Here is a 12,904-nt window from a genome sequence, read left to right on the forward strand (position 1 = left end):
GTATACTTTCGGACTATTCCAGAAACAGCCCATCACTGTCGGGTTGTTGTGACAGCAGCTCGTGATACTCGATTTCCCGCATCAGCACTTCCTGATCCAGCGGCTCCAGTACCCGGTTCAACAGGGACGACGTGGGGTCCTTTTTCTCCAGCTTTACTTCCTTGTCTTTCCAGGGCACCACGTTCAGTACCGTTGGGGCTTCCTGGGTGCCGATCACGTTGGTGGCCGCACCGTCGTTCTGCGGGTCCTTCCTGTCAGCGGCGAAAGCGGTGCTGCAAAGCAATAGCAGCGCCAGGGGCAGGGCAGCTTTCATTAATTCACCTCCGAGTTGCTGGCCGGCGCCGGGCGGTCGGCCACCGGTTGGCTGGGCGCTTTTTCCGGTGCCCGTCGTTCCAGGTCGACAATCCAGTTGGCCACGTTCTGGTCTTCTTCCTTCTGCAGACGCTGATAGGCACGGAAATGGGTCAGTGCCAGGTTGAGATCCTGCAGATAAAGTTCACCCAGCACCGCCAGATTAAAGTGCGCCCGGGCATATTGCGGGTCAAGCACGAGGGCGCGCTCGTAATGCTGGCGCGCCTGCTGGAACTGTCCCTGTTCACGCAACACCAGCCCCAGGGCGTTATGGGCGTAGGGATTGACTTCGTTGATCTCCAGTGCCTTTTCCAGGGCCGTCCGGGCCTGGTCGAATTCCTTGCGCTGCAGGTGGATCAGACCGATGTTGACCTGCGGGCCGGACAGTTGCGGATAGCGGCTGGCCAGGGACTGGAACATGACCAGTGCCTTGTCGGCATCACCGCCAGCCAGGGTTTGCATGGCGCGGGCGTATTCCGGCCCGGCCTTGGCGGCCAGTTTTTCCACTTTGGGATCATGGGGCACCGGCGGGATATGGATCGCATCGCTGTCCGCGGCCGCGCCGCCACTTTTCTGCTCGGCATATTTGCTGGTGGCGCCGTGGGCACCGCCTTCCAGGCCGGTTTGCCCGGTGGTGGCACAACCGGCCAGCCACAGCATGGTGACCATGGCCGCCAGTGGCAGCAGAGACCTGACTGCTGTTTTCAGCCCGTGGTTAGTAGATGATGTCGACATAGGGTTCTACCTGTTCAAACTTGGCGTAGCGGCCGGGGATCAACTCCGCCAGCGCGGTGAAGCTTTTCTTCACCCATTGGTCATAGATGTCATCCGTGACCAGGTCGGCGTTGGCGATGAGGATATCGATGGCCTTGTCCTCGTAGGGCAGAGCCTTGTCCTCCAGCAGCATGGTGTATTCTTCCTTCTCCATCTCACCCATGCCCGAGGGGCGCTCGGAGGCGACCAGATCCCTGGCCAACAGCCGGTACATCTCGCCAATCTTGTAGTTGGCGGCGGTGGCATATTCGGCCACACCGATATCGGCCACGGCCTGGTAATTGGCCAGGGCCTTTTTCATCACGTCGGTCTTGGCGGCCAGTGAGCTCTTCAGTGGCTGCTCCAGCTTGATTGATTTGAACTGCTGGAACTGCGGCTCAGCCAGGGTAAAGCTGGCATAGGCAGCCAGCCAGGCAACCCGGTCGTTGGCGTCTTTGCCGGCCTCGTTGTAGGTGGCCACCAGCGCCTTGAGTCCCTGGGTTTCCGCGTTGCTGTCACCGGTCTTGCGGTACAGTTCCACCAGACGGTATTGAGCCTCGGAGCGGAAATCGTAGGGTTGCGGCCAGGCCTGCAGGTATTGCTTGTAAAGCTTGATGGAGGCCTGCGGATTGTCGGCGCGATCCTGCATCTTGGCCGCCCGCCACAGGGCCTGCCGGGACAGCTCGTCATCCTGGCCCCGGTAGCGCCCGGCAATCACGGTCAGCTCGCCGGCGGCGGCGGTGAAGTTGCCGGTGGCCTCGTAGGCCACGGCCAGCTTGTCCGGTACGGTATCGGCAAGCGGGTCGTTCGGGTAGCGTTGGCGGAAGGATTCCAGTACCGGAATGGCTGCCTTGCTGTTGCCCTGCTTGATGTAGAGGGTGGCGGCGTCGAATTCCGCATTCTTGCGCACGGCGGCGTCCGGTACCGTCTGACCCACGCGCAGGAAGGTGGCGGCGGCCAGGTCCAGATTGCCCTGATCACGCTGTTGTTCACCCTGGCGATAGATGCTGGTGGCCAGCTGCTCCTGATAGGTCTTGCGTTGCTCAGCCGCGATGCCCGGCATGGCCAGTACTTTCTTGTAGGCCATTTCCGCCACCTGGAAGCGTCCCAGGTCAAATTCGCCGTTGGCAATAGTGGCCCAGCCATAGCGCATCAGCGCCTCGCTGGGCGGAGGCTGGCGGTTGACCAGAATGCCGGCGGTCTTGACCGCGCCTTCGGTATCTCCCAGGGCCAGCTGATCTTCGGCGGTATCATGCAATACCGGGTTGACCTGCTCATGGGTGGGGAAGGTCTGCGCATATTTCTGGGCGCTGGCCACTTTCCGGGCCCGCCACTGGGCCAGGGACTCGCTGTCCCGGGTATCGAGGGTGCCCATCAGCTTCTGATAGCCGACCAGGGCCGCATAGGCAGCGTCGCCGGCTTTTTCATATTCCGGATACTGGTAGGCGGTATTTTCGAACTGGGTGATGGCCCCGGCGTAGTCGTGGCCATCAAAGAGGACTTCCGCGTAGCGCTGATTGATTTCCGGCTGGCGTTCGTTGGCCGGCGGTGTCTCAAGGTATTCCTTGTACCAGCGGGCGGGGGCCTGATAATCAGCCGGTTTTCCGGATTTCTGTGCCAGCACATGGTAGTACTGGGCAAGGTCCAGAATATGCTCCTTGAGCAGGCCGACGTACTGTTCGCGCACATCCGGGTGGCTGGCCCAGAAGGGACTCTGCACGCCATAGTGCTCCACGAAGGCTTCCTTGGCGGGCAGTACCAGGGTCGGGAAGCCGCCTTTCTGGTAGGCGTTGATCTGCAGGGTGGAAAATTCCGGTGCCAGGGTGGAGTCCGGGTAGACCTGCACATACATGTCGTAGGCCTGGGCTGCATCGCGGAAACGTTCCTGACTCAGATAGACCTCGCCCAGGGAGCGGTAAATCGCCGGCTCGTAGTCCCGGTGGCCGTTCTTGGCAAACCAGTCACGCACTGACTGGGGGCCATCCAGGTTGCTGAATCCCAGACTGATGACGCGCTGGGTATCGGCGTACAGTTTGCTTTCCATGCTGGTGTCGTCATCCAGCTTGGCGTTGCCCTGCAGGGTGTCCATCAGGGTAAAAAAGCTCTTTTCCGCCAGTTCGTAATCGCCCAGCTTGTAGTCGCTCCAGCCATGCTTGTAGAGCGCCTGGGTATAGAATTCGTTGTTGCTGCCGCGGCGGATGACATCGGCGTAGGCCTTTTCCGCCATTTCGAAGTCGCCGTCGGAGAACAGCATCTCGCCCCGGCGGAACTGGGCTTCCAGTGTCCATTCACTGTTGGGGTACTGGGTGACCAGCGCATCCAGGCTGTCACGGGCCTTTTCCATCTTGCCATCCATGGCGTAGGCCTTGGACAGCATGTAGTAGGCCTCGGCCCGCTCTTTCGGGTCCTGGGTACTGGTCAGCAGTTCCTGATAGAGCGAGATGGCGGTCTGGTAGTCCACATCGGACTTCTGCACGGACGGGGCCATGGTGTCGGCCAGGTCCAGCAGCGCCAGCTTGCGCTCCTTGTCCTTGGTGGTCTTCACCTGGTGCATGGTGTTGTCGTAGACCACCTGGTCGACTTTCTTGTCCAGGGCACTGTCGGTGCCTTCCAGATCACTTTTCTCGGCGGATGACATGGCCAGGTCCGCCATGCGCCGCAGGGTCTTGGCCTTGCGCTCGGGATCGTCGAACAGCTGGGCGGCCTGACGGTAGCTTTCCAGTGCCTGGGAGGCGGATGCCTGTTGCAACTGCTGCTTTTCGATGGTGATGTCGGTGCTTTCCAGGTCGGCCAGGGTGGTGCCGCTGAACTGGGCCTGTTGCTCCAGCGTGCCACTGGACGGGGCACTGGCGCAGCCCCCCAGGGCAAGCATGGCCGCTGCCAGGCTGTGCAGGCGAAATCGATTCACGATCCGTTCCTCTGATTGTTTCGGTCAGAGACAGAGCTGTCCTGAAGACGGGCAATGGCCAGATGCGCTTCGGCAAGCTGGTCGGCCAGGTGGTGCTGGGTCCGGGTCAACACGTTCATGGCATCGGCGCGCATGCTGTTTTCCAGAGCCTTCAGGGTATCAGCCGTCTGACGTTTTAATTGTTCTATGCGTTGTTCCTGTTGCTGCAGGCGCAGGCCAAGATCATCGCGGGTGCGCAGGTTGGCATCACTGATCTGCTGGCGTACCGCTGCCACGCGCTGGGCCAGCACCTGACTCTCATCCTGCAGCTGGTTGATATCCTGCTCCTGTTTTTGCCGCTGTTCCGCCGACTGGTGGGCAATATCCCAAAGTAGCAGGCCGCGCAGACGTTTCAGCCGCTCGGCGTTGCGCGGGCCGGCGCCGGGCAACTGATTGAAGTGGCGGTCCAGGGCGTCCACCTTTTGCCACATGATGGCCTGGTCCGCGTTACCCAGATCCAGGGGACGGTTCATGTCCATGTGGTCCGGCAGGCGCAGGGCGTCAGCGTCCATCATCAGGGTTTCCTGGCGATGGATCAGGTCGGTCATGGCGGCGCGAACCTTGGGCAGAGCCTGTGACAACTGGGCCTGTTGCTGATGATAGCTGCCCAGCATGGCGGGCAGGGCCTGTTGCCAGTGCTCCAGCATCTTCTGGATCTGGTAGATCTGGCGGTAGTGGCGAAAACGCTGGGAAAATTCGTTACTGGCAAACAGCTTGTAAAGGTAGGAAAGCTCGCCGCTATTGTCCTGGGCCAGGGCCTCGATATCCGCCGGCAGCAGGGAATCGCCTTCGTTGCTTTTGGGAATCAGGGTCTTGGCCCAGCCATTACCGTTAATGTGGTCCATGGCCTGCTGCACGTCCTTGAGTGCCTGGCGATATTGCTCGGCGGCATACTGGTAGCCAGCCAGGGCCTGGGGCATGCCACCCAGCTCCTCATAGGCGCGGGGCGCCAGCAACAGGGCTTCCTGCACGGACGGGTGGCTGCTGTTGCGGCGCACTGCTTCCAGCCAGATGGGCAACGCCTTGCGCACATCGCCCCGGCGGTAGTTGGCCAGACCCAGTGCCAGCAGGGCGTCTTCCGAAAAGGGGCCTTCGCTGCGTACCTGAATCAGGGACGCGCGGGCAGCGTCGGTGTTATTTTCCTTCAACTCGGTCAGGCCGGCGGCCAGCGCCGCCCGGTCACGCAGTGCCAGTGCCTGTTCGCTGCTGCCACCTGCGCTGATCAGGGAATTGAGCAGTTTCAGGCCCTGCGGGTCCTGGCCGGCGCGAATCAGGGCGACGCCCATGTTGTAAGTGGCGTAGCGGCCTTCATCGGTATCCACCGGCACGGAATAAAGATAGTCCAGGGCGCCGGTGAAATCCTCCTCGCGCATCATGATGTTGGCCAGCATCAGGCGACGTTTGGCGTCATCTTCCGGCTCCAGGCCTTTCATCTTGTCGCTGTCGAGAATCATGGCCGCCTCGTCCAGTCGGCCCTCCCGGTAATGCAGCTCCGCCTTGTGCAGCCAGGTCTGGGCCCGGGTGCGTGACAGGATGTCCTTCTTGAGCAGGCTGTTGAAGATCACTTCTGCCTTGTCCGGCAGGCCGTAACTGACATAGAGGTCGCCCAGCAACAGCTGGGCATAGTCGGTGTCCTCGTCAAACAGATTCTTTTTCTGATTGATGAGCAGCTGGTTAATGGATTGAAAGTTGGCGTGACGATAATAGTCGTACATCACCTCGCCAAAGGCCAGGTAACGGCTCTGCTCCAGCCCCAGTGGCTGGGGGCCGGCATCGATATCATCGAAGAATTCAACCTTGGCGGCGTGGGCAGGGGCCAGGCTGGCTGCCAGACATGTGCCGATAAGCCACCGCCGCAACGGAGGCTTTATCATTGCTGGTTCCACTCGTGAAATTCGAATTTGTGCTGGTGGTTGTTGAGATCATCACGCACCTGCATTTCGATCATCTTGCGACCGGCGCCCTTGGTAAAGCTGTAACTGGTGGTCTTCTGGTAGTCCTTGCCTTGAGGGTCGTAACCGTTAATGACCGCGCTAAGCACATGGTGACCACTGGTCAGATTGCCGCTATATAGCCGCTGGATGCCGCCCTTGGTGAGGGCCTGGAATTCCTGGTCATTGTAGAAGTGGTAGGCGACATGGTTGCCATCAATGGTCAGATTGATATCCACCAGCCGAATCGGCGTGCCCACATCCACGGAAACGAACACATTGGTCTGCGGGCTGGCATAGAGCAGTTCCTGCTCCAGCAGAGTGAGATCGCGGTTCAGGTCCAGGGCTTCGCTCTTCAACTGGCGAATCTGCTCGGACAGGCCGGTATCGCTGTTGTCAGCATAGGCCAGCTGGCCCAGGCTCAGCAGCAGGGCGCTCAAGAGGGGCAATAATGCTTTCATGGGAGGCGATCGCTTATGTTGTTGTTATTGGCCGGGCAGCCCGGCATGCATATGCCTCTAGTTGTAATCAGAAGAACGGCTTAAATCAAGGTTAAATGGGCGGTACTGTTGGCCGAGAGGCGTGGTAGGGGCAGATTCTAAAGTCAATGGCCTAGCAGGTGGTACAACCATGCCAGATTTGTGGATAAAGGCGCTGTCCGGCGCCCTGCGTTGCTCTCGGGCCGACCTCGGGCTCACCGAGTGCGGCGGCGGGGACACCGCCCGGGCCGCCAGGCTGGATATCCAGGGGCGGGCGCCGTTGTTCGTTAAGTTTCATCCCAATGCCGATTTGCTGGTGGCCGAGGCCCGTGGCCTGGCGTTGCTGGGGCCACAGGTCCCGGTGCCGGCGGTGCACTCGCTGGTACCGCTGGAGGGGGAGCGGGGCGCCTTGCTGGTGATGGAGTACCTGGTGCTGTCGCCATTGCGCGGCGACCAGCACTGGTTTGACGCCGGGCAGACGCTGGCCAGGTTGCATCAGGTGCAGGGGCCGTACTACGGCGAGACACAGCACAATTTCATTGGTGGTATGCCGCAGTATAACCGTCCGGAAACGGACTGGCCGACCTTCTTTGCCGGCCAGCGTCTGGCCCCACAGCTGCAATGGGCCCGCCAGCGCGGGCTTGACCCTGAGCTGTGCCGTCAGGTCGAGCAGGTGATTGATGTGCTGCCACGCTGGCTGCCCGGCCAGCCATCCATGGCGCTGTTACATGGTGACCTGTGGCAGGGGAATCTGGCCATGCATGGTGACCAGGTCTGTTTCTACGACCCGGCCTGCTATTATGGCGATCCGCAGGTGGATCTGGCCATGCTCAACCTCTTTGGCAGGCCGCCGCAAAACTTTTATCTTGGCTATCAGGGGCATACCATCAGCGCCGCTGACCGGCGTGCCTGGCCGGTCTATGACCTTTATCACTGGCTTAACCACTACAATCTGTTTGGCAGCAGTTACCGGCAGGCCATTGCCAGTGTCTGTCAGACCTTATTGTCGGAACCCTGAATCATGCAGATCGTTGCAGATGCCAATATGCCGGGCCTGGCGCCTTTTGAAGCGCTCGGACAGGTCACCCGGGTGGAGGGGCGAACCCTGACCCGTGAACAACTGGGCGACGCCGAGGTACTCCTGGTGCGGTCGGTGACCCGGGTCGACGAGCACTTGCTGGCGGGCTCCCGGGTCCGTTTCGTGGGGTCGGCCACCATTGGCACCGATCATGTGGACCAGGGCTACCTGGCACGCCAGGATATTGCCTTTGCCCATGCGCCGGGCTGCAATGCCCGGGCAGTGGCCGAGTATGTCCTGCAGGCATTGCTGGTGCTCTGCCAGCGCCAGCAGCGCCGGGCCGCGGATTGCCGGGTGGCGGTGGTCGGCCTGGGCAATGTTGGCCGGCGCGTGGCCGACTGGCTGGCCGCACTGGGGCTGTCTGTACAGGCCTGTGACCCCCCGCTGGCCGCTGCCGGTTATCACGGGCCATTCACTCTGGCGCCACTGGAGTCCCTGCTGGAGGCGGACGTGATTACCCTGCACGTGCCGTTAACCCGCGAGGGGCCGCATGCCACCCGACATTTGCTGGATGCCCGACGCCTGGCCCGGCTAACGCCATCACAAATGCTGATCAATACCTGTCGCGGACCGGTGGTGGATAACCAGGCGTTGCTGACACAGCTGTCCCGGGGGCAGGGGCCGGCAACGATACTGGATGTCTGGGAAGACGAGCCGCGGGTACCCGAGGCTTTGCTCAAGCAGGTCTGTGCCGGTTCTCCCCATGTGGCCGGCTATTCACTGGAGGGCAAACTGGCCGGCACGCGCATGCTCTACGAGGCATTTTGCCAGTGGCAACAACGGCCGCTGGAACCTACAGCGGATGACCAGGACAAGGCGTTACTGAATCAGGATGTAACCAGCGATGCACAGCTGCTGGCACTGTTGCAGCAGGCCTATCGGTTGGAAGAAGATACCCGGCGACTGGCGGACAGTCTGGCCGAGCCGGATCCGGCGGGCGCTTTCGACCGGTTGCGCAAGCATTACCCGGTCCGCCACGAATTACATCACTGGCGGCACCACGGTCAGGTGGCCAGTGGCTGGCAAGCGATCGTCAGCCGGCTTTTTGCGAGTTAGAGGCGCGGGCGCCAGGGTATTGCCAGCTTTTTTCCAGGCGCTCGCAGGCGCGCTGTATCATGGCCTCGGTAATGGGAATCTCCCGGCCATGTTCGTCAATCACGGCGGCACCGTTGAAATCCGGGCGAGAGCTCTGGCTGTTCAGGTTCATCATTGTATCCATGACAGATGTTGATGGATTCTTCACTGTAATGAGTGGCCGGTTTTGCCGGCAACGCCAGTTTTGTATCCAGATATGACCCTTTTATGAAAACACAGGCACAAACACTGATTCTTGGGGTGCTGGTCAACCCCTATGCCGGTCTTGGCGGCAGCGTCGCGCTCAAGGGCAGCGACGGTGAAGCCACTCGTGACGAAGCCCTGCGGCGTGGCGCCAGTCCCCAGGCACCGGCGCGTATGGTTCGGACCCTGAAAACCCTGGCGGCGTCACCGGTGTCCTTGACGGTGCTGACCTGGGGGGGCGCCATGGGCGAGGACAGTTGCCGGCAAGCGGGTATCCATGCCCAGGTACTTGGTCAGGCCAGCGAGCCCAGTGACCCGCAGGATACCCGCCAGGCGGCACGGGCATTGTGTGATGCCGGCGCGGAACTGATTGTGTTCGCCGGCGGCGATGGCACTGCCAGGGATCTGGTGGATGCCATCGGCGAGCGTACCCCGGTGCTGGGTGTGCCGGCCGGCTGCAAGATGCATTCGGCGGTCTATGCCATCAACCCGGAGGCTGCCGGTGAGCTGCTCAAGGAGTTGGCCAGTGGCGAGCTGGTGGCACTGGAAAGCGCCGAGGTCCGTGACATTGATGAAGAGGCCTTCCGCCAGGGCGTGGTGCGGGCGCGGCACTACGGCGAATTGCAGGTGCCGGCGGAGGCCCGTTACCTGCAACAGGTCAAATGTGGTGGCCGGGAGGTGGAAGATCTGGTGGTCACCGAAGTGGCCGCCTGGGTGGCCGACAGCATGGAAGACGATACCTACTACCTGATGGGCTCCGGTTCCACCGTGGCGGTGGTGATGGAGCAACTGGGGCTGGAAAATACCCTGCTGGGGGTGGATGTGGTCTATAACCACGAGGTGGTAGGCCAGGACCTGGGCGCCAGGGAGTTGCTGGACTTGATCGGCGATGCCCCGGCCAGAGCCGTGCTCACGGTGATTGGCGGGCAGGGACACCTGTTTGGCCGCGGCAACCAGCAATTCAGCCCGGCACTGATTCGCCGTCTGGGCAAGGACAATATCCAGATCCTGGCGACGCGCACCAAGCTCAAGACGCTGGAAGGGCGCCCCCTGGTCGTGGATAGTGGCGATGCGACCCTGGATCGTCAATTGTGTGGTCTCTGGCCGGTGACCACCGGCTACGAGGACCAGATTCTATATCGGGTGGCCACCGACGCGGGACCTTGAGCGAGGGCGGATCAGCCCCGTTATGGGAGCGATAGCGGCACTGTCCGGAAATACCCGGCTATCCAGGACGTTTCGGGCCAGTTGCAGGTGCTCGGCCAGCACGCCCTTGAAGACCGCACGAATATCATTGGCCGGCATCAGGTCCCGGTCATCCTTCAAGGTCGCAAGCCCTGGCCACTGTCCATGAACCTGTCCGCCGTTGATGGCACCGCCCGCCAGCATGACAACGCTGCCGGTGCCATGATCGGTGCCTCGGGTGCCATTCACTGCCACGGTGCGGCCGAATTCGGTGGCAATGATCACCGCCGTCTGCGACCAGTTTTTCTCCAGAGCTGCCTGCATGTTGTGCATGCCCTGATCAAGCTGCGCCAGCTTGCGTTTCAGCACGGCGTTCTGGTTGGCATGGGTATCCCAGCCGGTGTCCTGGACCATGGCAATGTGTGGCCCGTTTTCCTCGGCAAGAAACTTGCCGGCGGCTTCCATGACCACGGCAAGTTGACCGCTGTTGCCGGTTTGCTCCGGTGCCATCTTCTGGGACCTGACGGCCTCGGTATAGGCGCTAGCCAGAGCGGGGTCATCGTTGTAGGCATCTTCCAGTTGCCTGGCCAGATTCTCAGGGGTGGTTTTGCCCGGTGTCGGCGACCAGGTCATGAAAGGGGCCCCGCCGCGCGCCAGCAATGGCAGGCCACTGGCAATGGCCAGTCCCTGTGGCTGATGCAAGGCATCCAGTGCCCGATTCAGCCAGCCAGAATCACAGGCATGGGGCGCGTTTGCGCCATTTTCCAGGCAATCCTGGGCATCGAAATGCGAACGTCCATGGTAGGGGAGCGCACAGGCATGCACGATGGCGAAGGCCTTTTGCGCATAGAGTTCATGGCAGTGGACAAGGGAGGGGTGCAGGGCAAAGGTATCATCCAGTTTAAGCGGCCCGCCGGGTCGCCCGGGCGTGCCCAGATTCAGTTCGCCCCGCAAGGCGGCAAAGTGCTTGTCGCCGTAGGCCGGGGCGGCGGACAGCCCGTCCAGGGCGCCCCGTAATATAATGACAATCAGCCGTGACGGCGGTGTGTTCTGATCGGCCCGCAAGGGACTGCCGGGCCAGAGTGTCAGGGTGGCGGTGCCGGCCAGCGCGGCAAGAAACTGTCTGCGATCCATGCTCATCTCCACTGAAACTCGGGGCTGGCCAGCACCAGGGCGGTAGCTTGGCGCCGGTTGCGGGCTTCGCTGATGGCAACACTGGTACGGTTGCCAAGGCGTGGCCCCAGGCTGTCCCGAGCCAGTTCCATGGCATCCCTGGACGAGGGCAGTCGCCCGCTATATCGGGAAGCAACAAAAAAGCGCTTCCAGATGGCGTCCGCACCGATCCAGTTGTCAGCACTGTCCGGCCAGCCGGCCGGTGAGCCCGGACGGAAAACATTCTGGCCCATCAGATGCATCTCCTGGCGCCACCGGCCGGGTTGTTTGGGATTAAGATCGATGGCCAGAGCCCGGTGAAGGGCAATCAGATATTCGTCAGGACGGCGGAACTTGCGCTGGTCCGGCTGCCAGGCCAGGTCGGACTCAAACAGGGCGCGATAGACGGGCATGAGGTCGCCGTCATGTTTGCGAAATGTGTCGGCAAGGGTGTCCACCAGGTCCGGAGGTGGTTTGTCACTGACAAACTGGCGACACAGCTTGAAGGAGATAAAGCGCGCAGTATGCGGATCCATGGCGATATGCCTGAGCATGGCCTCGCCCTGGGCGGCCCCTTTCTGCGCAAAGCGACGACCCAGAAATTGACGTTCGCCTGGCTGGTGGAATGCCGGTGCAAAACGGCTACCGTAGGGGCCCAGCGGTTGAGCCTTGCGGGCAGCGAGCCAGGGGCGCCAGCCGGTGATGCCCTCGGCCAGTGCGATGACATCCGCCTGACTGTAACCGCCTTCACTACTGAGGGTATGAAGCTCCATGATTTCCCGGGCCAGGTTTTCGTTGATGCTGGTTTTGCTCGTTGCCTGTTTTTGCCGAGCCCGTTTCATGGCTACCTTTGAATCCGGTCCGGTGGATTGCTGGTTGTCCAGATAAATCAGCATTGCCGGATGCTGTTCGACGGCTAGCAGCATATCGGTGAAGTTGCCACATACACGCGGGCGAATAGCTTCACGTTCCATGGCCCCGGCCAGCAGCTTGAGTGGCTGCTTTTCATCGGAAATCGTGAAATGGTTGCTCCAGAACATGACCAGCCGTTCTGTCACCGGCGTGGTTGTGGCGCACTGTTGGGCGGCCCGCAGATTGATTTCCTTGACGAAATCCGCATTGAACCGCTGACTGAAGGTTTGTCGTTGCGCCGGTTTCCGGCTCTCGCGGTTGGCTTTTTTCCGCTGTTGTCGCCACTCAATGATTTGTTGCTGGTATTGCTCGCTGGAGGGCAGGGCCGCCAGAGCCTTGTCGGCCAGCGGCGGTGTTTGCAGCTGAGAGAGTACCCATTCACGGGGATCATGGGCGATATCGTCCAGTTCGCCGGGGCCGGCGCCAAGGCCAAAACGGTTGGCGGCGATCAGGGCAAGATCCAGTTGCCGTGGCATGGGGGACATCCTTTACCGTTATTGCCATTTTAGATGCAACGGTATAAACCGGGTTCCCACCGCACAGCAATAAAAATGGTCCATGGCGCAATTGCGGGAAATTGATTTCCCCGCCCAGGTTTCGTCTGTAGGTAAATCACTTCTTAATGCTGCGACAAAGAAGTGACCTCGTCTTACCCGGCGAGCGAACGCCTGAAAGGCGGGCCGCAGGCTGGCCCGAAGGCTGAGCGCAGCGAATCAAGTGAGTTCCTCTCAAGCGCAAGGGGGTTGTGGGGATCTATTGGCAGATTCCCTTTAATTCGCGAAGAACCATAAAAAAGCCCGGCAGAGCCCACTGCTGTCCCACAGTTTGGGATAAATGA

At 61.1% G+C, this 12,904-nt stretch carries 11 protein-coding genes; 3 read left to right on the forward strand and 8 right to left on the reverse strand.

Going from position 1 to position 12,904, the window contains the following annotated elements; all coding sequences use genetic code 11:
* Positions 1–13: 13 nt before the first annotated feature.
* From A11A3_RS05625 to A11A3_RS05645, 5 genes are read right to left on the reverse strand one after another with little or no spacing between them, the layout of a single operon-like run.
* Positions 14–313 carry a hypothetical protein gene (locus tag A11A3_RS05625; RefSeq protein WP_008928305.1) on the reverse strand — a complete coding sequence of 100 codons (300 nt, stop codon included), beginning with the start codon at positions 311–313 and terminating at the stop codon, positions 14–16.
* A complete protein-coding gene (locus tag A11A3_RS05630; protein ID WP_237738831.1) occupies positions 313–1,086 on the reverse strand; it encodes a tetratricopeptide repeat protein in 774 nt (257 codons plus the stop codon). Before A11A3_RS05630 ends, A11A3_RS05625 begins: the two co-directional genes overlap by 1 nt.
* On the reverse strand, positions 1,067–4,012 hold the full coding sequence (locus A11A3_RS05635; protein ID WP_008928307.1) for a tetratricopeptide repeat protein: 2,946 nt from the start codon (positions 4,010–4,012) through the stop codon (positions 1,067–1,069). The genes A11A3_RS05630 and A11A3_RS05635 overlap by 20 nt, the downstream gene beginning before the upstream one ends.
* A complete protein-coding gene (locus A11A3_RS05640; protein WP_008928308.1) occupies positions 4,009–5,925 on the reverse strand; it encodes a tetratricopeptide repeat protein in 1,917 nt (638 codons plus the stop codon). The genes A11A3_RS05635 and A11A3_RS05640 overlap by 4 nt, the downstream gene beginning before the upstream one ends.
* On the reverse strand, positions 5,922–6,443 hold the full coding sequence (locus A11A3_RS05645) for a hypothetical protein (RefSeq protein ID WP_051011753.1): 522 nt from the start codon (positions 6,441–6,443) through the stop codon (positions 5,922–5,924). The genes A11A3_RS05640 and A11A3_RS05645 overlap by 4 nt, the downstream gene beginning before the upstream one ends.
* A gap of 169 nt (positions 6,444–6,612) precedes the next feature.
* On the opposite strand from A11A3_RS05645, the gene A11A3_RS05650 reads away from it, so the two are divergent.
* Both A11A3_RS05650 and A11A3_RS05655 read left to right on the forward strand, forming a co-directional pair.
* Positions 6,613–7,479, forward strand: a complete 867-nt coding sequence (locus A11A3_RS05650; protein ID WP_008928310.1) for a fructosamine kinase family protein — start codon at positions 6,613–6,615, stop codon at positions 7,477–7,479.
* Positions 7,480–7,482: 3 nt separating this feature from the next.
* Complete coding sequence (locus tag A11A3_RS05655; protein WP_008928311.1) at positions 7,483–8,595, forward strand: 4-phosphoerythronate dehydrogenase; 1,113 nt, start codon at positions 7,483–7,485, stop codon at positions 8,593–8,595.
* Here the strand turns inward: A11A3_RS05655 and A11A3_RS17945 are convergent.
* Positions 8,573–8,746, reverse strand: a complete 174-nt coding sequence (locus A11A3_RS17945; protein ID WP_008928312.1) for a PA1571 family protein — start codon at positions 8,744–8,746, stop codon at positions 8,573–8,575. The genes A11A3_RS05655 and A11A3_RS17945 overlap by 23 nt on opposite strands.
* Before the next feature lie 95 nt (positions 8,747–8,841).
* Between A11A3_RS17945 and A11A3_RS05660 the strand changes: the two genes are divergently transcribed.
* A complete protein-coding gene (locus A11A3_RS05660) occupies positions 8,842–9,984 on the forward strand; it encodes an ATP-NAD kinase family protein (protein ID WP_083851690.1) in 1,143 nt (380 codons plus the stop codon).
* Here A11A3_RS05660 and A11A3_RS05665 read toward each other — a convergent pair.
* Together A11A3_RS05665 and A11A3_RS05670 are read right to left on the reverse strand one after the other, a co-directional pair.
* Positions 9,952–11,136 carry a DUF1501 domain-containing protein gene (locus tag A11A3_RS05665; protein ID WP_008928314.1) on the reverse strand — a complete coding sequence of 395 codons (1,185 nt, stop codon included), beginning with the start codon at positions 11,134–11,136 and terminating at the stop codon, positions 9,952–9,954. The genes A11A3_RS05660 and A11A3_RS05665 overlap by 33 nt on opposite strands.
* 2 nt (positions 11,137–11,138) lie before the next feature.
* On the reverse strand, positions 11,139–12,542 hold the full coding sequence (locus A11A3_RS05670) for a DUF1800 domain-containing protein (RefSeq protein ID WP_008928315.1): 1,404 nt from the start codon (positions 12,540–12,542) through the stop codon (positions 11,139–11,141).
* Between the last annotated feature and the right edge of the window lie 362 nt (positions 12,543–12,904).

Source organism: Alcanivorax hongdengensis A-11-3, from assembly GCF_000300995.1.
GTDB lineage: Bacteria > Pseudomonadota > Gammaproteobacteria > Pseudomonadales > Alcanivoracaceae > Alcanivorax > Alcanivorax hongdengensis.